The organism is Paenibacillus glufosinatiresistens, assembly GCF_031470375.1.
In the GTDB taxonomy this organism is placed as follows: domain Bacteria; phylum Bacillota; class Bacilli; order Paenibacillales; family Paenibacillaceae; genus Paenibacillus_AQ; species Paenibacillus_AQ glufosinatiresistens.
The window spans coordinates 105,036-126,866 of record NZ_JAVFHT010000005.1 but is presented as its reverse complement, the minus strand read 5'-3'; the positions used below and the strand labels follow the sequence as shown (position 1 = coordinate 126,866).

Here is a 21,831-nt window from a genome sequence, read left to right as displayed (position 1 = left end):
ATTGAGCATAACTTAGAGGGTGAAAACAACAATGGTAACTTCTCCATATGAAAAATACCGGCAGTCGTCGGTAAATACCTCCACGCCGTCACAATTGCTGATTATGCTTTTCGATGGAGCGATTCGATTTACCAGAGCCGGCGTTGAAGGCCTCAATGAATCCAATATTATCAAAACGAATCAGAATCTCGTAAAAGCACAAGCCATTCTCAGTGAACTGATGACCTCTTTGAATCCGGGGTATGAAATTTCCAAAAGTTTGTACAGCCTTTACGAGTACATCAAGCATTTGCTGATTCAGGCCAACATCAAGAAGGAGATTGCTCCGGCCGAAGAAGCGCTGGGTTATTTGACCGAGCTGCGGACAACCTGGATGGAAGCTTCCAAGCAATCGATGATGCAGGAACAGCACCATGGCTAATCGTGTCGATAGACTGGAAGAATTAACTCTGAATCTGCTTGGAACGCTCTCCCGGGCAGGATACGAAGAGATGGCTTCCTTCGTGGAGCAGCGCGAAGAGATCGCTCAGGAATTAACGGCGTCTTTTGAACAGCGGCTGCCGGATTCCGAAGAGGAAGAGAAACTAAGAGAACTGCTGGCCTATGACAACCTGATCAGCAGCCGGATGCGGGAATTGGCTGCGGAAGCCTCGCAGTGGCTGCTCCAGCGCAATCAGTCCAAACGGCAGCGCACGGCCTATGAATTCTCCTATGCGCCGGACAGCATGATGTTGGACCGGCGGAAATAAAGGCGGGTATCTACCTGACGGATAAAGGCTTCGTGAGCCCTTAGACGTCAGGTTTCTTTTTTGCTATATGCATTATATTATTCTGATATACTGAATTTAAAATTAACACTAAGTAGGGGATATCTTTGAGAAAAAGTATAAAGAGCCAACTCATACAAATATGGGTGACGTTCATGGAAGGCCTAGATTATATCAAAGCGGCTGATCTTCAAAATGCGCGAGTTGTTCTGGAGGATTGTCTTTATGTAGTCGATGCCGTTAGAGATAGTTTGAGCAGTCAATTAACTAAAGAACAGGCAGAAACATATAGACCGATATTGATTCAAATGGAAGAAAGTCTCCACCAGCTCTGGGAACAGAAGCAGCACAATGAAAGGGCGCTGCCTGATCTGTTGAAGCAGATAACTTGGCAGGTTCAAAATCTGCAGCAGCACATTGAGCAAGAACCTCTGCATTACGAGATTGTTTTCCTTCCGTACAAAGCATCTATGTGGGATGCTATGGAGAGTGTCTGGAGAGCCGCAGAGAAGGATCCCTCTTGTATTTGTCGGGTTATACCCATTCCGTATTATGACCGGAATCCGGACGGAAGCCTGGCTCAATTCTATTATGAAGGAGATTTATTCCCAGAGGAGGTCACAATTACCCATTATCTAGAATATAATCTAGCAGAACACCGTCCTGATATTATCTATATCAGTAACCCTTATGATGGGCATAACTTCATCACAACTGTTTATCCTCCCTACTATTCGCATGAATTGAAATCGTATACTGACTTGCTTGTTTATATTCCCTATTTCTTTACGGGCGGGAGTTTTCCAGAGGCCCAGCTTAACCTGCCCTCCTATCAGCATGTGGATTATATTATTGTACAATCCGAACAGGCCATGAATAGTTTTACGGACCCGGTAATTCGTGCCAAGCTTTTGCCCCTAGGTTCACCCAAAGCGGACCAGATTCTCCGTTACGAGGCTAGTCCGCCTCCCATTCCGCATGAATGGAAGGAACGAATCGGCTCAAGAAAAGTCGTATTCTATAACACTAGTATATCCAGTCTTTTGGAGTTTGGAGAGAAGGCGCTGAGTAAGATTCTTTATACAATGCAAGGTTTCGCTGGCCGTGATGATCTTGTACTCTTATGGCGACCGCATCCCCTATCCAAGTCTACTCTCCAGAGCATGCGTCCCGAATTGGCCGAAACGTACACGAAAATTGAAACTATGTTCTTAGAAAAGAACCTAGGCATTCTGGATACAACACCCAATGTGGAGGCTTCGATAGCAATTTCGGATGCGTATATCGGGGAAGGCTCGTCTTCTATTGTTCATATGTTCGGAATAACCGGTAAACCCACCTTTATAACATATGCCAACATTGAAGTACCTCTCCTGTTAGAGGAAGAAAAAAGAGCTGCCCAGTTCGTGGACTTTTTCGCGGAAGAAGATAAGTTATGGTTCGTAGACGGATTATATCAAGCTTTGTGCCAGATAGACTTGAGAGACGGCAGGATCACTGTAGTGGAACATATGGTAGAAAGAGGCGCCGGGCTATATCCCTTTGTCAGTGTATATAAAGCCGGAGATCAATTAATAATCAGCCCGTTTAATGCCAAGCAAATCGTTCAGTATCATCTGGGAGATCGGTCAAGGGCTAACTATCGACTGGATAATGCCCGGGAACGGCATAATTTTGACGAGATTATTTCCTACGGAAATCAGATATTTTTGAAGCCGGTTACTTATCCGGGAATCCTATCTATGAATTCAAACGGGCTATTCACCGAGCATCCTATTCCTTGTAATAAGTCTGATGAGACTGAAATGAAATGGGGCAAGGGAACGTGTCTTGTTGGAGAAACTTTGTTTATTCCTTGTATGACATCCAATCAGGTGCTGGCCTTTAATCTTAGCACTTTCAATATGACGATCCATACCGTTGGATCCGACACTTATACCTACTTTGGTATAGAGTATGATGGCGAAGCATTCTGGATAATTCCATATGAAGGTAAGTCTTTAATTAAATGGAATGAAGCGACGGGAGAGACCCGAGAGTATAGCGCCTATCCTGAAGGATTTGAGGGAAATAACCATCTCTTTAGTGGTCTGGTCTACTGCGGCGATTATTTACTGGCATTTCCGCGAACTGCAAATATGATCATTAAAATTAATACTGCTACCGGTCAAATGAGCAAGGTGGAGTGGGAGTTGCCTTATACGGAAGGCAGTCGTCAATCGGCTTTATATGATTATCCGAATCATTACTTTTTTGCAAAAAGAGTGAGTGATCGAAAAATAGCGGCGCTATCCGCATATAATAACAGCCTGGTTGTCTATGATATCGTGACCGATGAGGTTGTGGTTATCCCCTGCCGGTTTGAAAACAATGATGTTTCTTCACTTGCTGGTCATGCAATTGAGCTCTCTTTTGGTAAAGAAGAGGGAGGGCTTCCCTATTGCTGCGCGGAAGATGGTAAGCTAAAACGGATGGAGTTCTTCTTGGATTATTTATCGGTTTCACAGCACGACAGGCTTGAGCAGAAGCAGGCATATGAAGGAATTCTGAACCATCTGGATGGAACAGCAGGATTCCACATCCATCAAGCTTGTTTAAAGAGACGAGTGGGGAAGGAATGAATCCGGTTAAGCTTTGCGGGAAAGCTGGGGTAACGATTTACGCTTCGACCGGAAGAGCCGGCTATGGCGTTCCTGACCGGATGTCGTCACTGCACTTTTATAAAGCGTACCCCGGCAGCCAGATTATACTAAGAGATGTTCGGTATTTGTTTAATGTCGCTACTTATTCCTTGGAAGTAAATCCGAAATATATATACACGTACGATTATGAGCCGGAGTGCAGTTGGACGACGTATAATGGAGATTTGAACGGGAACACCTACCGGCAGGAGAATTATGTGTTTGAACAGGAATGCTACTTCCGTCTTTGCTTTAAGCGAACGGACGGTGGTGCTTTTACCTCTGAAGACGAGGGACGCTTCGGAATGATTGTGGACTTTGAACAAGGGGAGGCCTCCTTTTCTGATAAACCCTTTTTCAGAGAAGAAGCCTGCAAGACGGCCGCTTCCCTATTGGAGCAAGCAGCTGCAGACGCGGTGATGCTGGCAGTTGTAACGGACAGTCACTATACTGTGAACGGAACATGGGATGATACCGCCAGCAATATAGCGATGGTCCATAACATGGCGGCTTTTCACGGGATTGTTCATCTTGGGGATTTGACAGATGGAATGCTCCCGGCTGAACTAACCCGTGACTACGCGGAAATGGTGATGCAGGATCTGATAGCCAATCAAGTACCTCTTTATGTGGTGCCGGGCAATCATGATTCTAATTATTTTATGGGAAATCCTGAGCCCTTTGAAGTGAAAGCGCAAGCCGATATCTATCTGTCTTATACGGACCGCTACACTGTTCGGGAAGGCAAACTTCCAAATTATTATTTTGATTATCCAGAATCGAAATTGCGCTGTTTTGTTTTGCATTCTTTTGATTACCGGGAGGATGTCCGGTACGGGTATGCGGAAGAAACCCTGGATTGGCTCAGTCAGTCACTCCAGTGTACAGAGACTGGCTATTCCATATTGCTCTTCAGCCATGTTCCACCGTTGGCGAATCTGCATTACTGGAGTAATGAAATCCGCAACGGTGAGGCGTTGATTTCTCTGCTAGAAGACTATCAGCGAGAGAGCAGCAATGAGATTCTGGGACTTGTTCACGGTCATAATCATGCCGATGCTGTAGATCTGGAACGGGACTTTCCGATCATTTCCATCGGCTGCTCCAAACTGGAGTATTTTACAGACAAGAAGCCGAAAGGTTCTTATACGCCTCCAAGACAGCGTGGGACGGTGTCCCAAGACCTGTGGGATGCAGTGAGAATAACGCCGTCACAGTCGCGAATAGACCTGATTCGTTTCGGAGCGGGAGAGGATCGTATAGTATATCGCGATTTAAATGGAGTGTGGCGTGCTACATCGCCAAATACAGGAGGAGCCCGTGATTCAGATTGATAAAGAGGCTTTGAGGCGAATACAGCTTATCCAGCTCGAGATGCTGATCGAGGTTGACCGGATCTGCCGCATCTGCGGTATCCGCTATCAAATTATTGCAGGCACCATGCTGGGAGCCATTCGTCATGGTGGATATATTCCTTGGGATGATGACGCTGATGTAGCCCTGCTTCGCTCAGAATACGAGAAGTTTCGGAAAGCCTGTCTGACAGAGTTGGACACGAGCCGTTTCTACTTCCAGGACCACCGGAATACACCCGGCTACCGTTGGGGCTACGGCAAGCTGCGGCGGAAGGACAGTTTGTTTCTCCGAGAATATCAGGAGCATATGCCCTATGAACAAGGGATTTTTATTGATATTTTTCCGCTTGACGGGACGCCGGATATGTATCCCGTACGTGTTCTTCACAATCTGAAATGTTTCTGTGTACGGAAGACTCTTTGGTCGGCGGTGGGGAGGTTCTCAGAGCCCAAACTTTTCGTGCGCTTGCTCTACCGCTTTCTCTCTGGTATTCCGGAAGAATGGGCACTCCGCCGCTACGAGAAGCTGATCGTGCGCAGCAATCGGAAACGAACGACCCATGTCCGTATCCTTATGTTTCCTACACCTAACCGAACTTACGGTTACAAGCGGAGTTGGTACGAGAACAGTACGCCGGTTATGTTTGAAAATCATATGTTCCAAGGTATTCAAGCCTATGAGGAATACTTAACATTTAAGTTTGGTGATTATATGATACTGCCGCCGGAGTCAAAGCGGAAAGTACATCCGGTATCGGCGCTAGTGGTTCCGAAAGGAGAGAAATAGAGGAATAATGAGAACCCATCTGGATGGTGCTATACGCATTGGAATTATAGGAAGTGGTCGGATCGCCGAACGATTTATTTCGGAGGCGCAGCAGGTACAGGGAATTGAGGTTGTCGGTGTCTATAACCCGCGATTCCCGGCTGCCCGTGAGTTTGCCGATCGGCATCATTTGGAAATAGCTGCCGAGAGTGAAGAGATGCTCTACAAAGGGGTAGATGCCGTATATATTGCTTCTCCACATGAAACGCATTTTTACTATATTATGAATGCTCTGGTCAAAGGCAAGCATGTCTGGTGCGAGAAGCCAATGGTACTGGATAAACAGGAGGCGGAGAAAGCCTTTGCTTGCGCCAAGCATCAGGGCTTGGTATTAATGGAGGCCATCAAGACTGCATATTGCCCCGGATTTCTTAAGGTATTGGAAGTGCTGGATAGCGGCAGGATCGGGCTTATCCGAGATGTGGAAGGAACATTTACGAAACTCTCACCCCCTGGAGAACACTGGAGAGAACTTTCGCCTTCGCCATGGGCCGGAAGTTTTACGGAATTGGGCAGTTACCCGCTCATGGCCGTCCTGAGCATCTTAGGAGACCAATATGAGTCGCTGCGCTTTGAACACATCCCCGGCCAACATGGACTGGATTTGTATACAAAAGCGTATTTTCGCTATACAGACAGTCTGGCTACCGTTAAAGTTGGGCTTGGAGTCAAGTCAGAAGGCACGCTCGTAGTCAGCGGAAGCAAGGGCTATCTCAAGGTAGTCGCTCCGTGGTGGAAGACCGATGCATTCTCGCTCTATTATGAAGATGCCACCTCTCGCGATGACTTTGAAGAGGAGTTCGCCGGTGAAGGCTTAAGATATGGACTGAGCTGGTTTGCGGCAGCAATTCAGGGGAGTCAGGAGGCTGTCCGGTTGTTGCCATCTAAAGTATCCATCGGGATAGCTGCTATTATGGCCGCATTTTTGAAAGAGAGAAATGGTGGTAGAAGAGGTGTTGGAAGAACTAATGGATAAAATTAATATTTTGCAATTCCCCATCGCTAACACTTCCGGCGGTATTACCAACTATGTACTGAATAATTGGAGACATATTGATAGGGATCGGTTTCACTTTGATTTTGCAACGTTCAGCAAGAAGAAGCTCGACTTTGAAGAGACATTGACAAGCCAAGGCTGTAAAGTGCACTATCTGTCCTGCTATGCTGAAGAGAACGAGGAGAGGTTCATTGAAGAGATGAATCACATTTTGGAAGAGGGCTACGATGTTATACATCTCCATACCTCCTATTGGAAAAGCTTTCTGGCAGAGAAACTTGCCCTCCGCCATCGGGTTCCTCGGATCATCGTGCATGCGCACAGCACCATGGTAGATAAGGCAGACGAGAAGGAACGACTGATAGCCATCAGGCACCATCAGGAGCAGAAGAAATTATTTCACAGGGGGCTGGCGACCGATTATTGGGCCTGCTCGGAAGCGGCAGCGGACTGGTTGTTTGGTGAGCAGATTCCCAGAGAGCGGATTATCCTTATGAGGAATGCAATTGATGTTAGAAAGTTTGCCTTTAACCTTGTGCTTCGCCGAAATTATCGACAACGTTTGGGACTCAACGATTGCTTGGTACTGGGACATGTCGGAAGGTTTGTTCACACCAAAAATCACGAATTTTTAATTGAGGTCTTTCGAAGGGTGGTATCTGTATACCCGCAAGCGAGACTCGTCCTGGCCGGTGTCGGGCCGATGGAGGAGCAGATTCGACAGCAAGTCAATGATTTTGGATTGGGCTCAAGTGTCATCTTTCTTGGCGCAAGAGAAGATGTTCATGGAATTATGCAGGCAATGGATCTTTTTTTGTTGCCTTCGCATTTTGAGGGATTGGGTATTGTGCTGATTGAGGCCCAGGCGGCTGGATTACATTGTTTGGCCAGCGATAAGGTTCCCTATGAAGCCAAGATTACCGGAAATCTTGACTTTCTGCCTCTAAAAGAGGAGGCTTGGTACGCTTGGGTTAAACAGAACGCCGAGAAATACCATAGGGGCCAGACCGAGGAGCCTATCACGGCGGCCGGGTATAATATCGTATCGGAAATCAAACGGCTGGAGGAAGGATATGGACGTAGTTAACCCCTATAAAGTTTCGGTTATTATTCCGATTTATAATATGGAGAGTTATCTGGAGGAGTGCTTGGATAGTGTTGTGAACCAGACGTTGGCGCCCATTCAAATTGTTGCGGTTAACGATGGCTCCACAGACAGATCCTTAATAATTTTGGAACGCTATGCCACCCTATATCCAAACATTTTTATCATTAATCAAAAGAACCAAGGGGTGTCTAAAGCACGAAATCGCGCTCTTGAGGCATCGACTGCCGAATATATTGCCTTTATGGACCCAGACGACTACTATCCCGATAATCAAGTGTTAGAGCGCTTATTTAACAAGGCTGTAGAGCATAAAGCGGAGATTTGTGCAGGATCTTACTGCTATTGGGTGAACGATCACAGACTTACCGATTTCTCAGGCCCCTTCTCAGCACTCACTTTTCCATTTGAGGGCATGATCACCTTTTCAGAGTACCAATTTCCTTATGGGTTTCAAAGATTTATGTATAAAAGAGATCTTCTGGTACGTAATGGGTTATTGTTTCCGCTGTATGAGAGATGTGAAGACTTACCCTTTTCTACTCAGGCCTTAGTCCTCGCTGAACAATTTTACGCGATACCCGAATTCGTATACTGCTATCGTGTTAGACATAAATATACCACTTTAAACCTGCGTAAGACTACAGATTGCGCCCGCGGTGCCCTGGATTTGATCCGGGTGGCTGAACAGGAAGGACTTTGCCACCTATATAATTTAGCTGTCCGTATCTTTTATGACGACTTGTATCGGGCTTTTTATAAGTTCATTCAGAAGCAGCTACCCAAAACTCATGAGCTTCATGAACTTCTCAATGAAATCGATCAGTCCATCCATTTCGATTGGCTGACTGAAGAGAACCAAGACTACTATAACCGCTATCCATTAAAACCGCATCAGATCAAACAATACGCAGCAAAGATGCCTGAAATCCAAGAGAAATTGGTTAAGCGATTGCGGGAGAACCAGCCGGTCATTATATACGGTGCAGGTGTTATGGGGGAAAAGGCAGCAGCATTCCTTAAAGGGTATCCAGAAGTTGAAGTAATTGGTGCAGCAGTAACTAAACTTGGCAGCGGCAAACGATATATCACAACTATTCCGGTTAAACAAATTGAAGATTATCTTTATTTGAAAGAAAAGGCTACAGTACTTATTGCTACGTTTTCCAATCTGCACAACGAGATTAAGCTCCATCTAGAGTATTTGGGGTTCCAGCACCAGATATATTTGAATTCCTTGGAGTTTCAATTATTTGGAATCGACCGAAATAGCGTAATTCAGGTTTAACTATTTTGAAGTTTGGAGAGAGAATATGATCCTTGAGCCTCCTAAAGTTTCTGTTGTGATTCCTGTTTATAATGTAGAGAGATACCTGGACGAGTGCCTGCAAAGTGTGATAGGGCAAACGCTGACGGATATTGAAGTGATATGTATTAATGACGCTTCGACCGACAACTCTATGGATATATTAGAGAAATTCCGGACCAATGATAAACGTATTCAAATTATAACTCATCCCCGTAATAGGGGACTATCCTCTGCCCGAAACACAGGACTTAGCAGAGCCTCTGGGAAATACATTTATTTTCTGGATTCTGACGACTATATCGTCCCTGAAGCTATGGAAGAATTATTCAATAAAGCCGAAAGTGGTGTCTTGGATGCAGTCTTCTTTGAAGCAGAGCTTCTTTATGAAGATGACCAGCTAAAGACCCAATTTATCGGTTATAAAGAGGAGTTTCGTCACTCTTATGAGAGAGTTATGTCAGGCAGTGAGTTGTTTCCGTTGCTAGTTTATCGCGGAGAGTGGTTTGGCTCTGTATGTCGGCAGTTCTGGAACAGAGAATTTTTAATAACTCGTTCGTTTGATTTTTATGAAAATATTATTCATGAAGATGAATTGTTTTCTTTCCTTACTCTTTTGTCCGCTGAGCGGGTGGAATGCGTTCACAAGAAATATTTCGTACGGCGCCTTCGTCAGAAATCGATAATGACCAGCGGCGCGACAAAAAGGAACTTTATTGGATTGTTTATAACAATTTGCGAGATGCTAGATTACTGGAAGGGCCAAGAAATAGATGAAACCCTTGATGCTGCGATTGCCCGGCATATCTTCAATCTCTACACCCGTCTTCATGTTCGGTATGCCCAGATAAAAGGGGAAGTCCACTTAAACGACTTTCAGGAAGTTGGTTCTGGTTCTCTTCCAGGACATTTGTTCCAACTTTATATGAATACGAAGAGGAGACGTGAACTTGATATATCGGAAATTTATTCCATAAGTAAATATCCGAAGGTAGTTATATATGGAGCCGGAGTAGTCGGCAGACAGATACTTGAGGTTTTAGATAAGCAACAAATTGGAATCAATGGATTTATGGTTAGCGAGAAGCAACATAATCCCGAATTTGTCTTGGGCCATCGTGTATACTCGATTGAAGAATTGCATCCTTACCGCCAAGAGACACTGATTCTACTGGCAGCGACTCCCAAGTATTTGGTCAGTATGCGGGAGAAACTTGAGGAGTTTGGGTTTGAGCATTACATGGATCTAGATCCATACTAAACCGATATTATCGGAGGAAGACATGCCGAAGTTAACACCCCCTATATCTGTTATCATACCGATCTATAACGTGGAGCGTTATTTAGAAGAATGTTTGAATAGTGTGCTGGACCAGACTCTCCCGGGTATCGAGATTATATGTATCAATGATGGTTCTACGGATGGCTCACTGGAAATATTGCAGAAATATGAGGCTCGTTATTCACATTTGGTCACTATAAGCCAATCTAACCAGGGGGTTGCGGCTGCCCGCAATCGCGGATTACTTATGGCCAGTGGAGAGTATGTAGCATTTATGGATCCCGATGATTATTACCCTGACAATGATATTTTAGAATGTCTTTACACAAATGCGATCAATCATAATGCTTTAATTTGTGGAGGATCGTTCAGCCTATTAGACAATGGGAATATAATTGAAAACTTTCAGAGTTGGTACCAAGATTATCGTTTTAAAAGTGACGGAATGATTGCGTTTGAGGATTATCAGTTTCCATATGGCTTTACCCGTTTTTTGTATCAACTTGAGTTTTTACGCAACCATAGTATTTCGTTCCCTACTTATAATTACTTTGAGGATCCTCCCTTCTTTGTCAAGGCCGCGATTCAAGCTAAACAATTTTATGCTCTATCGAAAGTTACTTATCGGTATAGACAAGGACATAAGAATCCAGCTATACCGACTCATAAATGGGGCGATTTTGCAGCTGGTCTACTTGACCTGCTAACTTTATCAAAAAAACATAATTTATATAAATTACACAACATAGTGGTCAAAATTGTATATTTAGATTTATTCAGACCCTTTTACAAGCAGGTTGCAACAGGGCGGAATTCTAGTGGGATGTTGTTAGAGGAAATCGAACAAGCTATTAATATGGAATGGTTAACAGAGGAACAAAGGTTAATGGCTGATCGCTTTCCCCTAAAACACGCCCATCTTGAAATCTTTGCAAAGGAAAATATAGAATTGCAGAAAAAATTTAATAGGTTTTTACAAGGCGGAAATCCAATTATTATTTATGGTGCTGGCTGTATAGGCCAAAAAGTAGCGATGTATATTCAAGAAATTCAGCATGTGCATCTTGTAGGGTATGCGGTAACCTCTGCTGTTGGGAACCCTAGAGAAATTGAGGGGATAACTGTAAGAGAAATTAGAGACCTGGCAGAGCTTTGCCCTACTGCTTCTGTCGTCTTGGCTACAACGGACAGTTTCCAGAATGAAATAATGGCAACTCTTGACACGTTGGGTTTTCAACAAATTTGGCCCATTGAGTACCGACGCTTTCAGTTATTTAATACTTCAAAGGAGAACTAGGATGAAATCCATTAGTGTCATTATCCCTGTCCATAATTCAGAACGATATCTGCGGGAATGCCTTGACAGTATAAGCCTTCAAGCGCTGCCTGACATGGAGTTTCTATGTATTGAGGATTCTAGTACAGATCAAACCCGGGAAATCATCAAGGAATATAAAGCAAAAGATGGACGTTTTTGTATGATTATCGATCCGGATAGCAGCTATGGACACAAAATTAATCGTGGAATTGAAGAGGCGTCGGGAAAATACATCGGGATCGTAGAATCTGATGACAAGGTCGACCAGGATATGTTCGCAACGCTTTTTCGGTATGCCGAAGATAATAAAGCCGACTATGTTAAGTCTGATTTCAAGCCGTTTGTTACCGAACGTAAAAGGGATATTCACCTTCAACTGCACATTGTGAACACCCCGTCTTTCTACAAGACTATATTAGATATATCCGCTGATCCGCTTTTTATAGTCAACGTTGATATTGCCATTTGGACCGGAATATACAATAAAAGTTTCCTTCAAAGAAATCAGATTAGATTAACAGAATCACCGGGGGCTTCCTATCAGGATACCGGCTTTTTCTTTTTTACTTCTCTGTATGCACAGAGAGCGTACTTCCTGGATGAAGCCTTCTATTGGTATCGTACAGACAATGCGGCATCCTCTACCAAGGACCTTAATAAGGCTTTTGCTATTATAGAGGAATTTAAACAGATCAGAGAGCAACTTCCCGAAGAATTGAACCAAGTGGCTAAAGTGCTTTCTGCGCTTGCGGTTAGAAAATATATCGCATATGAATGGAATCTCAGCAGATTGGAGGGGGAACTGCAAGAGGCGTTTCTCGAAGAAATTCGGGAAGAACTGATGCGTGACTGGAATGATTCTAATCTGGATATGAGTCTGCTTCCTGCTGATCTGAAAACCTTTTATGATTTGGTGGTTGCCGATGAAAAAGAGGCTTTGCTTAATTATAATGAGCGAAATAGAAAAGAAAAAACTCGCTCCCAAGAAATTGCGACTATTTTAAAGTCTAATAAAGATGTTGTTTTATTCGGCGCAGGAAATGTAGGGCGATATTTCATTCTGCTTGCGAAGACTCTGCAATTTCCTCATATACTAGCACTCTGCGATAATAATTCGAAACTTTGGAACACTGAGATTGAGGGGTATTCTGTGATTTCGCCAGCAGAGGCAGTAGCCCGCTATTCTAAAGCCGATTTTGTCGTAGCGGCGTTTAAACATACGGATGAAATGTCTGATCAGTTGGCGGGATTTGGTGTACCTAGTAATCGAGTAAGTATCTGTAATGCTTACGCTAATATTTATTATATTCTGGACTACATTAAAAGTTAGTTAACGTTTTGGAACAGGAGCGTATGATATATGGCCACGCTGCACAGAACCACGAAGGCAGATGTTTCTGCTGCAAACCCGACTGATCGCGATATACGCGCTTATCTGGAACAGTATCCTGCGGGCCGGTTTGATGAAGTGCTTCGCCAAGATTCCAGATGGGAAGTATTTTATCACCTGAGTGATATGAGAACATCGATTCTGAATTGGTATAAATTTGATGCAGAGGCGGAGGTTCTGGAGATTGGCGGCGAGTTCGGGGCACTCAGTGGTATGCTCTGTGAACGATGCGCACATGTAACAACTGTAGAGGAATCCTTGTTCCGGGCGGAAGCGATCTGTCAGCGTCATGCGAACCGCAGTAACCTGGATGTCTATGCAGGACATGTGATGGAACTGGAATTAGATCGATCCTTCGATTATATCGTACTGGTGGGAATGCTTGAGCAAGTGGGCGGCGGGTCCACGAGCCTGAATCCTTATATAGACTATCTGAGCAGACTTCTGCCCTTACTCAAGCCTCAGGGTAAAATTCTGCTGGCCGTAGAGAATCGCTACGGTCTTCGTTATTTTGCCGGTGCACCCGAACCGCATACCGGCAGGCCTTTTGACGGGGTGAATCATTATCCGAAGGGAACGAAGGGGTATTCCTTCAGCCGCCAGGAAGTGAAAGAAATCTTGAAGCTTGCGGGCTTAACCTATCATCAATTTTATTATCCGCTGCCAGATTACAAGCTGACGCAACTGGTATATTCCGAATCCTTTTTGCCGGAGAAGAATCTCCAGGAACGTCTGATCCCCTACTATCCTAATGCTGAATCGCTCGTAGCGTATGAACTGGACCTATACAATGATGTGATTGATAATGGTGTATTCGAGTTTTTTGCCAACTCCTTTCTCGTGGAGGCTTCTTTGAGTAAGAACTTAAGCCCAGTCATCTATTCGGCAATTTCAGGAGACCGGGACAGAGGGCGTGCCTTCGCCACAACCATTTATCGGAATAACCAGGTGAAGAAGACACCGTTATATCCCGAAGGTAGGCCAAGTATGGTGCAATTGTATAAGAATATGCTCGACCTCCGGAGTCATGGATTGGAGATTGTTCGACATAGTCTGGAGCGCATGTCCTTAGTCATGCCTTATATGTCTGCTCCGACACTGTCCAAATACTTGAAAGAGATCGTCTCTAGAGATTCTGCTGAATTCATTCGGCTCTTCGATCAACTCTATGGTTTGATTTTAATTTCTTCTGAACAAGTCTCCTCGGAACAAAGCGCATTCCGACCGGAGGGTGGAGACCAGGTGGACTTTGGCCCTGTGCTGCGCCGGGCTTATTTGGAATTGATTCCTTTGAACAGCTTTTATGAGAGCGGTCGAATTATTTTTTTTGATCAGGAATTTGTTGAAGAGAATTATCCGGCCCGTTATGTGTTGTTTCGGGCGCTTCATTATATGTATGCCTTTGCTCCAGATGCTGAATATGCGGTTCCATTGAACGGCCTGAAAGAACGATACGGACTTAAGGAGGCATGGAGTTTTTTTCTGGAGGAAGAAGGCCGGTTTCTATCTAATGTACGAAGACATGATCAGCATGAGCATTTCTACAGATGGACCCGGATCGATTACGAACGAATCTTGCGTAATACAGAAGAAATAGGGTCACCGAAGGGGGGAAATGAACCAGCCCCTGTTACCGATAAGATAAGAAAAGTACGCAGTGTGCAGCTGAAGTTGCTATCCAGCCTTCTGGAAGTCTGCGAGAAGCATGATTTGCGGGTATATGCCATCTACGGAACCCTTCTCGGAGCGGTTCGACATCAGGGCTATATTCCTTGGGATGACGATATCGATATGGCCATGCCCCGGGCGGATTATGATCGTCTGAAAGCTATCGCCGCTTCTGAATTTCCCGATTCGTATGTTTTGCAGACACCGGAAGAAAGTGTAGATAGCTTCTATGGAGGATTCATGCGGTTGCGTGACAGCAAAACTACAGGTATTAGCCGGATCGATCTGGGCCGGAGAGGTCATCAGGGTATCTGGATTGACATCCTGCCGATGGATAGCTGTACCCGAAATCCGCAGAAACTGAAAAAGAAGTTGCGAAGCATCCGGACCGCCCAGCGTCTGCTGTATAGCCGTGTCTACGGCCATGAATTCCGGCAGTTTCGGGACATGACGGGCTGGACCTGGAGAGGTTATCGTATGGTGGCAAGTCTGTTCTCGCACCGCCAGCTCGTCCAGAGACTGGAGCGGGCAATAACGCAATTACCGGATCCAACCTCTGACTACCTGGCGATCTTCACTCACTATAACTATTACCAACCGTTGAATCGAAGCGATTTTGAGGAAAGGGTTATGCTGGAATTCGAAGATCAGACAATTCCGGTGCCAATCGGCTATAAGCGTTGTCTGGAAATGACAATGGGTAAGGACTATATGAGCTACCCTCCGATGGAGCAGCGCAGGCCCAAGCACAAGGGAATTTATCATCCTGAAATTCCTTACCAGGAGTTTTATCGGTTATTCTTTGATTTGTTTGGAGGCAGTGATGGTAAGCAGCTGGTGATTTTTGGCGCGGGCCTTATGTTCGAACATTACATGGACAAACATGGGGAAAAGCACCGGCCGGATTTTCTCATAGATAATGATTCGGCCAAGTGGGGGACTTGCCGACAAGAAATACCGGTATGCTCTCCGCAGAAGCTTGCTGATATTGCAACTGACAACCTCCATCTGATTATTTGCAGTGTGCATTACCGGGCCATCGAGAAGCAGCTCCAGGAGATGGGAATCCAGGATTATCGGGTCTATGTCCAGGATGTGGATTGGATTACCAGAGATGAAGAAGGGGAAAGTCGGTGAGTCTGCTATGATCGTTAACTTGTCTGTAGCGATTGATGAAATTACGGAAGGTATATCTGAATATTTGATTGATATAGAAGAGGGAGGTCCCGGATTTCCGCTTGCAACCATCGGGAGATACAGCTACATCAGCAGAGATGGAGACCGGCCTGGAACGATCTCGTCAGGTCTCAAGTGGAGAATTCCCGCTGGTTGGATTGCCCATAATCTGCAAATTGGACAATTCACCTCTATTGCGTACGGTTCCAACTTCACGTTGGGTATGGCGCATAACTATGCCAATTTATCTACCGGAGTATCCCGTTTATTTGGAAGACAGGATGCTGTCTCGAATTTCTCGGAACTATGCAGATGCAAGGGGCAAATTCTAATTCAAAATGATGTTTGGATTGGTCATGATGTGACTGTTATGCCTGGCGTAACGATTCACAATGGCGCCGTCGTTGCAGCTAATTCTCATGTAGTCAATGACGTTCCGCCGTATGCTATCGTTGGTGGCAACCCTGCCCGGATCATCCGGTATCGATTTAGCGAAGACATCATTAAGAAGCTCCAGACCATTCAGTGGTGGAATTGGGATGATCGGAAAATTTCAGAGAACAGCGCTTTTTTTACAGATACGAACGTAGAACGCTTCTGCGAGCTCTTCTATGAGGAGGGGCTGAAAAAGAAAAGCCATGTCCCTGATATCCCCCTTCCGCAAGGTGAACTGAAGTACGTATTTTTTGGGGATTTTGCAGAACCCTTTAGTCTGTGGCAACGAATCATTAAAGAATTCGTTCATACGTTTAGGACCGATCAAGAACGGATGCTGATTATCCTAGTTGAGGAGCAGTTCGCAGCTGCATCGCCTCAGATTCTCTCCTTGTTGGCGACGTATATCGACAAGTTAATCCAAATGGAGAAAGCGACGTGCTCGGTGCAAACCTGCCTCTGCCCGGAAGAGCAGGAACGGGCGGTATTTCGAAAGGCAGACTATTGGATTACGAACCGGACGAAGAAAACCATCCTTCATTCGGAGTATGCTTATGAGAATGGAGTCAAGATGATCTCCGGCGTGGATTGCCCGGTATTCTAACAAGGAGGTACAACCATGAAACCGTACAAGACAGGGTATGTGCCCGGTGTATTTGACTTATTCCATGTTGGTCATTTAAATCTTCTTCACCAGTGCAAGGAGCTTAGCGAGTATTTGATCGCCGGTGTGCTGACGGATGAATTGGTCCTTCATTTTAAAGGAAGAGCACCATACATTCCATTCGAGGAACGTCTGGCCATTGTCGAGTCTATCAAGTATGTCGATCGGGCGGTTGCGGTATCTTATCACAACACGGTAAAGTGGGATGCCTGGCAGTTGTATCGCTACGACTGTCACTTTTCAGGCGATGACCATAAGGACGATTGGCAAGAGGAGCATGCCCAGTTACGTGAGGTTGGCTCGGATATGATCTTCTTTCCTTACACCCAAGGGACGAGTTCCACTCAGATCAAGAAATTGATTGACCAATCCCTGATTTAGCGGAGGCCCTTATGTACAGTTTTGACGTATTTGATACGCTGATCACCCGAGCTACTGCAACACCTAAGGGGATCTTCGCTCTGATGCAAGAGAAACTCCGGTATGAGAGCGAATTTGCGGATATTCCCGAATATGTTCGCAGTAATTTCTTTCTTCTTCGGAGTCATGCAGAGCAAATGGTTTGGACGATTCGGGAATCGGAATGGATAGAGGAAATCACGCTCATCCAGATTTACGATGCTTTATTGACGACCGGAAGCCTAACAGCAGAAATGGCGCTACGGTTGCAACAACTAGAACGAGCGATAGAGTATGAGTACACGCTTCCGATCCAATCACGAATAGAATGGCTGAAGACGCTTATCCGTCAGGGAGAACGGGTTATCCTAATCTCTGATATGTACCTCGACCACGAGCTTATACAAGCGATGCTGGTCAAGGCGGATCCGATCCTTGCCGATCTACCGCTCTATATTTCGTCGGATTACGGACAGGCCAAATGGACGGGCAAACTGTATAAGCGCGTCGCTGAACTGGAAAGAGTAGAGTTCAGCGAATGGACCCATTGCGGCGATAATCTGGAAGTGGATATTCAGAGGGCTGCCGAGCTGGGAATTAGAACCAAGCACCTACCTTTCAGTCCATTGACGACTTATGAACAAGCAGCGCTTGAGCGAAGCGAAGACGATGCCTATACACAATTGTCAATAGGGGCTTCCCGCTATGTTCGCGTATCCGAGCAGACTGCGGAGACGGCAAAGACCGCTGCGGCCATTGGTTCTTCCTTGGGTGGACCTATTCTGTTTTCCTATGTATGGTGGCTTCTTGAGGAGAGCTGCGATAAAGGAATCAGCCGACTGTACTTTATTGCTAGAGATGGTTACGTTCTAAAAGGCATCGCAGACCGGATTATCAGAGAGCGGCAGCTTGATATCAAGACCCATTACCTTTATGGATCTCGTCAAGCGTGGCGGATGGCTTCCTTCGGTCCGGGCAACGATGACTTATACCGGTTCATCGGCTGGTCTTATTCGCAAAATTTGCAGAGTGTCGCTGGCTTAGCAGATATATTGCAACTATCCTTTGATGAATTGGAGCCCTTCCTCCCTTTTGCAGCACGAACGGTCAAGAAGCCGTTATCGCAGATCGCCTTAGCTGAAATTGCTAAGAGATTGAACTCCAATCTGACTTTCAAAACGTTTCTGCAGAATAAACACCGTCCGAAGCGTGAGCTGGTTGCGCGTTACCTGCAGCAAGAACTGGATCTTACCAATAACCAGTTTGCCTTTGTCGATCTGTCCGGCGGAGGTTTTACACAAAGCTGCTTAGCCGTTATTATGAAGGATTTTTACCCAGAGACCATCCGTACTTTCTATCTACGAATGGACCGAATGAAGACAAGCGGTAGCTGTATCTATTACAATTTCTTGCCCAGCTATCTAGGGCCCTCGGGACTTCTGGTAGAAATGCTGTGCAGGGCTATGCATGGTCAAACTATAGGTTACAGGGAAGAAGGAGAACGCATCGTTCCGGTCCTGAATGATGCCGGAGAGGTGGATGCACTTTCGAAGCATGGATTTGTGGACTACGTGACCGGAGTAGAGAATTTCACCTCCCGGTTAGCGCATACGATTGAACAATTTGGACACCGCGGGGACCGGCTGGATATTGCAGTTTCTTATCTCAAATATGCTGCGGATACGCCAGATAATAATATTCGTGACTTCTTCGGAAAAATGCCAAATGGCGTCACAGGCCGGGAGTCGGAGCCGGTTGAGTTTGCTCCGATTTTAACTCGCCGCCAGCTTCGCCAGCTCTTTCTATACCGAACTGACGAGCCGATCGAACGTTACTATTCGGGCTCCTATCTGGATTACTCCATTATGCGGGCAAATCTAGCAGACAAGAGGCGAATTGCCTTTTATCGCCGCCAAAACGAGGCATGGTTAGGACGTCTGAACCGTTTTCTTAAGACTTGGCGAAGCGGCAAACGGTACCGCTTGGCAAGCTATTTTCCGGTAGAAGCGTTGGATGAAAGGATTGTCTTGTACGGCGCCGGAAAGATGGGACAGGAGATTAGAGATAAAATTCTGAAGTTCGGTAAAAGCCAAGTGGTGCTCTGGGCGGATCGGGATTATCTCAAATATCGGCAGATGGGCATGAATGTATCGAGTCCTGACGAAATATCGCAAATCAAGTATGATAGTATAGTAATCGGAGTGAAGGACCGCGGTCTGGCAGGAATTATCCGCAGGGACTTGGCGGACAGGGGCCTTCCGGAAGACTCGATCCGATGGGTGGAACCTTGGCCCACGTGGGAGTAGGAGGAACGACTCATGAAGGCGATATTATTAGCAGCGGGTAAGGGAACCCGAATCTCGCGTATGATTGAAAATGTGCCCAAAAGCACGCTGCCGATCAATGGTGTACCGCTTATCCGGCATACCGTCACAATGCTGCTTGAGCATGGCATGGAGATTTATGTCTGCGTTGGCTACCAGAATCATCTGATTCAAAAAGCGCTGCAGGGACTTGAAGTGACTTACTACCATAACCCTTTTTATGATGTAACCAATAGCATTGCCAGCCTTTGGTTTGCCCGGCAGGAGATCAACGATGATATGCTGATTCTAAATGCGGATGTCTTCTTCTCTCCGGAAATTCTCAAGCGAATTCTAAGCGACCGGCATGAGGTAGTTATGGCTATGGACACCGATAGGGTTGAAGTCGGAGACTACTTTTTTCAAACCGTCAATGGATGTGTCAAGAAATACGGGAAGGACCTTCCGCGGGAAGACCGGACCTGTGAGTATGTAGGCATTGCCAAGGTAGAGAAACGTTTCACCGAAACATTCTGTGATCAGATGGAGCAATTGATTCATGCACAGGAGCATGGGAAGTGGTGGGAAGATATTCTTTATACGATGACGCATAATCAGAATATTTATACGATTGACGTAAAAGGCTGCTTTTGGTCTGAAATTGACTACTTTGACGATTATGAGCGAATTTTGGAATATATTGACGGGAAGATCAAAGATTATGACTACGGGGGATAAACGGGGTTAATTATTTTAGAGAGTTTATTAAATATTAGGTTTCAGTGTAGGAGCAAACGGGTATTATATCTTGTCTGTTCCATTTCATATAACAAACGGCTGATATCAGAGGAAATTGTTTGTGGTAATTTATTGTATGTAATCATTTTCTTTTCCAATTGACAATGAAGAAGCCGGGGTGTTATAGTCAGAAATGTGAGCAAGGCTCGCGTTTAATTGATGACGAAGGGAATGTGTAATCAATGGAAGGTAAAGTAAAATGGTTTAACGCAGAGAAGGGCTATGGCTTCATCGAAACTGCGGAAGGCGGCGACGTATTCGTACATTTCTCCGCAATCCAATCCGAAGGCTTCAAGACGCTGGAAGAAGGTCAATCCGTAGAGTTTGACATCGTTGAAGGCGCACGCGGACCGCAAGCAGCGAACGTAGTCAAATTATAATCATCCGGCTTAGCCGACCTACATATAACGGTAGATGGTTAGCAAATGGAGACGACGCTAGCGTAAGAACCCGGGAGGAAATCCCGGGTTTTTTCTTTGTGTGCAGGGACGCCGTTTACACCCTTTTAATGTTTTTACATGTGCCTGACCTTTTGGTATAATAAAGGGGCAAAGGAGGAGTGCCCATGCAATTCAGCATTCGAGGTCAACAAATTGAAGTGACCGACGCTTTGAGAGACTATGTGGAGAAAAAGCTCAGTAGACTTGATAAGTATTTCGATGCACCCCCTGCCTCTGAAGGTTTCGTTACGCTGAGCGTACTGCGCGGCCTTCATACAGTGGAAGTTACGATCCCGCTGAACGGAGTGACGCTTCGCGCCGAAGTCCGCAGCGAAGACATGTACGCTTCCATTGACGGTGTGGCGGACAAGCTGGAACGCCAAATCCGCAAGCACAAGACCAAGCTCAACCGGAAGTTCCGTCAGGAAGGCAGCTTGAAGACCCTCTTTGTTGAAGGCGGTCCGAACAGTTCCGTCGCCCTGGAAGATACGGATGAAGAGCTGGAAGTTGTGCGCAACAAGCGCTTCACGCTGAAGCCGATGGATGTGGAAGAAGCGATCCTGCAGATGAATATGGTGGGACATAATTTCTTTGTATTCTCCAATATCGACACTTCGGAAGTCAGTGTTGTGTATAAGCGCAACGATGGCAAGTACGGATTGATCGAACAAGGCTGACAGCCGCTGCGGCAAGCCTGACTTATGAACAATAATGAATCGAGCCCCATCCGCGTGAGGCGGATAGGGCTCTTGTGCGTATATATCCCCAGAACGATATATCTTCGGGGAAAGCCCGCGAATATTGCGGCATCCCTTACAAACTGTTACAATTTATGAAGCAGCGGAATCGTATGTTCAGGCGCGCCCTTTCGTTCTGGTGGGGATGGGCTGAAAGGTTCCACCATCTGTGTTGCATGAAAGG

Annotated in this window: 18 protein-coding genes; all 18 read left to right on the top strand. The window is 45.6% G+C overall.

The genetic code is table 11. From position 1 onward, the window contains the following. Window positions 1-31 precede the first annotated feature (31 nt). The 18 genes from fliS to hpf all read left to right on the top strand — a co-directional run bounded on the left by fliS (window position 32) and on the right by hpf (window position 21,587). Complete coding sequence (fliS, locus tag RBI05_RS08375) at window positions 32-421, top strand: flagellar export chaperone FliS (protein WP_150459479.1); 390 nt, start codon at window positions 32-34, stop codon at window positions 419-421. Next, complete coding sequence (locus RBI05_RS08370; protein WP_310550753.1) at window positions 414-749, top strand: hypothetical protein; 336 nt, start codon at window positions 414-416, stop codon at window positions 747-749. The genes fliS and RBI05_RS08370 overlap by 8 nt, the downstream gene beginning before the upstream one ends. A 173-nt stretch (window positions 750-922) precedes the next feature. After that, window positions 923-3,388, top strand: a complete 2,466-nt coding sequence (locus RBI05_RS08365) for a hypothetical protein (protein WP_150459477.1) — start codon at window positions 923-925, stop codon at window positions 3,386-3,388. Next, window positions 3,385-4,782, top strand: coding sequence for a metallophosphoesterase family protein (locus RBI05_RS08360; RefSeq protein WP_310550752.1), 1,398 nt, complete (start codon window positions 3,385-3,387; stop codon window positions 4,780-4,782). Before RBI05_RS08365 ends, RBI05_RS08360 begins: the two co-directional genes overlap by 4 nt. Beyond that, entirely contained in the window at window positions 4,769-5,590 is an 822-nt protein-coding gene (locus RBI05_RS08355; protein WP_191089632.1) for a LicD family protein, read from the top strand. The genes RBI05_RS08360 and RBI05_RS08355 overlap by 14 nt, the downstream gene beginning before the upstream one ends. 7 nt (window positions 5,591-5,597) lie before the next feature. After that, entirely contained in the window at window positions 5,598-6,605 is a 1,008-nt protein-coding gene (locus tag RBI05_RS08350; RefSeq protein ID WP_150459474.1) for a Gfo/Idh/MocA family protein, read from the top strand. After that, window positions 6,598-7,713 carry a glycosyltransferase gene (locus RBI05_RS08345; RefSeq protein WP_310550751.1) on the top strand — a complete coding sequence of 372 codons (1,116 nt, stop codon included), beginning with the start codon at window positions 6,598-6,600 and terminating at the stop codon, window positions 7,711-7,713. Before RBI05_RS08350 ends, RBI05_RS08345 begins: the two co-directional genes overlap by 8 nt. Continuing rightward, on the top strand, window positions 7,700-9,019 hold the full coding sequence (locus RBI05_RS08340; RefSeq protein WP_150459472.1) for a glycosyltransferase: 1,320 nt from the start codon (window positions 7,700-7,702) through the stop codon (window positions 9,017-9,019). Before RBI05_RS08345 ends, RBI05_RS08340 begins: the two co-directional genes overlap by 14 nt. Before the next feature lie 25 nt (window positions 9,020-9,044). Further along, window positions 9,045-10,298, top strand: a complete 1,254-nt coding sequence (locus tag RBI05_RS08335) for a glycosyltransferase family 2 protein (RefSeq protein ID WP_150459471.1) — start codon at window positions 9,045-9,047, stop codon at window positions 10,296-10,298. A gap of 22 nt (window positions 10,299-10,320) precedes the next feature. After that, window positions 10,321-11,616, top strand: coding sequence for a glycosyltransferase family 2 protein (locus tag RBI05_RS08330; protein WP_150459470.1), 1,296 nt, complete (start codon window positions 10,321-10,323; stop codon window positions 11,614-11,616). Window position 11,617: 1 nt separating this feature from the next. Continuing rightward, entirely contained in the window at window positions 11,618-12,967 is a 1,350-nt protein-coding gene (locus tag RBI05_RS08325; RefSeq protein ID WP_310550750.1) for a glycosyltransferase family 2 protein, read from the top strand. A 30-nt stretch (window positions 12,968-12,997) separates the two neighbouring features. Beyond that, window positions 12,998-15,832, top strand: coding sequence for a LicD family protein (locus tag RBI05_RS08320; protein ID WP_310550749.1), 2,835 nt, complete (start codon window positions 12,998-13,000; stop codon window positions 15,830-15,832). Further along, window positions 15,810-16,910, top strand: a complete 1,101-nt coding sequence (locus RBI05_RS08315; protein ID WP_310550748.1) for a CatB-related O-acetyltransferase — start codon at window positions 15,810-15,812, stop codon at window positions 16,908-16,910. Before RBI05_RS08320 ends, RBI05_RS08315 begins: the two co-directional genes overlap by 23 nt. Window positions 16,911-16,925: 15 nt before the next feature. Further along, window positions 16,926-17,351: an adenylyltransferase/cytidyltransferase family protein gene (locus RBI05_RS08310; RefSeq protein WP_150459467.1), complete on the top strand. Its 426-nt coding sequence runs from the start codon at window positions 16,926-16,928 to the stop codon at window positions 17,349-17,351. Window positions 17,352-17,362: 11 nt separating this feature from the next. Next, window positions 17,363-19,675, top strand: a complete 2,313-nt coding sequence (locus tag RBI05_RS08305; RefSeq protein WP_310550747.1) for an HAD family hydrolase — start codon at window positions 17,363-17,365, stop codon at window positions 19,673-19,675. A 12-nt stretch (window positions 19,676-19,687) separates the two neighbouring features. Then, window positions 19,688-20,410, top strand: coding sequence for a phosphocholine cytidylyltransferase family protein (locus RBI05_RS08300; protein WP_150459465.1), 723 nt, complete (start codon window positions 19,688-19,690; stop codon window positions 20,408-20,410). A 242-nt stretch (window positions 20,411-20,652) separates the two neighbouring features. Further along, window positions 20,653-20,850, top strand: a complete 198-nt coding sequence (locus tag RBI05_RS08295; protein ID WP_150459464.1) for a cold shock domain-containing protein — start codon at window positions 20,653-20,655, stop codon at window positions 20,848-20,850. 185 nt (window positions 20,851-21,035) lie between these two features. After that, window positions 21,036-21,587 carry a ribosome hibernation-promoting factor, HPF/YfiA family gene (gene hpf, locus RBI05_RS08290; RefSeq protein ID WP_150459463.1) on the top strand — a complete coding sequence of 184 codons (552 nt, stop codon included), beginning with the start codon at window positions 21,036-21,038 and terminating at the stop codon, window positions 21,585-21,587. Window positions 21,588-21,831 lie beyond the last annotated feature (244 nt).

Bases quoted from the DNA above. Each gene is read 5' to 3' on its own strand.
- RBI05_RS08310 (WP_150459467.1), top strand. From the start codon at position 16,926: ATGAAACCGTACAAGACAGGGTATGTGCCCGGTGTATTTGACTTATTC.
- RBI05_RS08340 (WP_150459472.1), top strand. From the start codon at position 7,700: ATGGACGTAGTTAACCCCTATAAAGTTTCGGTTATTATTCCGATTTAT.
- RBI05_RS08295 (WP_150459464.1), top strand. From the start codon at position 20,653: ATGGAAGGTAAAGTAAAATGGTTTAACGCAGAGAAGGGCTATGGCTTC.
- fliS (WP_150459479.1), top strand. From the start codon at position 32: ATGGTAACTTCTCCATATGAAAAATACCGGCAGTCGTCGGTAAATACC.
- RBI05_RS08300 (WP_150459465.1), top strand. From the start codon at position 19,688: ATGAAGGCGATATTATTAGCAGCGGGTAAGGGAACCCGAATCTCGCGT.
- RBI05_RS08320 (WP_310550749.1), top strand. From the start codon at position 12,998: ATGGCCACGCTGCACAGAACCACGAAGGCAGATGTTTCTGCTGCAAAC.
- RBI05_RS08370 (WP_310550753.1), top strand. From the start codon at position 414: ATGGCTAATCGTGTCGATAGACTGGAAGAATTAACTCTGAATCTGCTT.
- RBI05_RS08325 (WP_310550750.1), top strand. From the start codon at position 11,618: ATGAAATCCATTAGTGTCATTATCCCTGTCCATAATTCAGAACGATAT.
- RBI05_RS08360 (WP_310550752.1), top strand. From the start codon at position 3,385: ATGAATCCGGTTAAGCTTTGCGGGAAAGCTGGGGTAACGATTTACGCT.
- hpf (WP_150459463.1), top strand. From the start codon at position 21,036: ATGCAATTCAGCATTCGAGGTCAACAAATTGAAGTGACCGACGCTTTG.
- RBI05_RS08365 (WP_150459477.1), top strand. From the start codon at position 923: ATGGAAGGCCTAGATTATATCAAAGCGGCTGATCTTCAAAATGCGCGA.
- RBI05_RS08350 (WP_150459474.1), top strand. From the start codon at position 5,598: ATGAGAACCCATCTGGATGGTGCTATACGCATTGGAATTATAGGAAGT.
- RBI05_RS08315 (WP_310550748.1), top strand. From the start codon at position 15,810: ATGAAGAAGGGGAAAGTCGGTGAGTCTGCTATGATCGTTAACTTGTCT.
- RBI05_RS08330 (WP_150459470.1), top strand. From the start codon at position 10,321: ATGCCGAAGTTAACACCCCCTATATCTGTTATCATACCGATCTATAAC.
- RBI05_RS08345 (WP_310550751.1), top strand. From the start codon at position 6,598: ATGGATAAAATTAATATTTTGCAATTCCCCATCGCTAACACTTCCGGC.
- RBI05_RS08305 (WP_310550747.1), top strand. From the start codon at position 17,363: ATGTACAGTTTTGACGTATTTGATACGCTGATCACCCGAGCTACTGCA.
- RBI05_RS08335 (WP_150459471.1), top strand. From the start codon at position 9,045: ATGATCCTTGAGCCTCCTAAAGTTTCTGTTGTGATTCCTGTTTATAAT.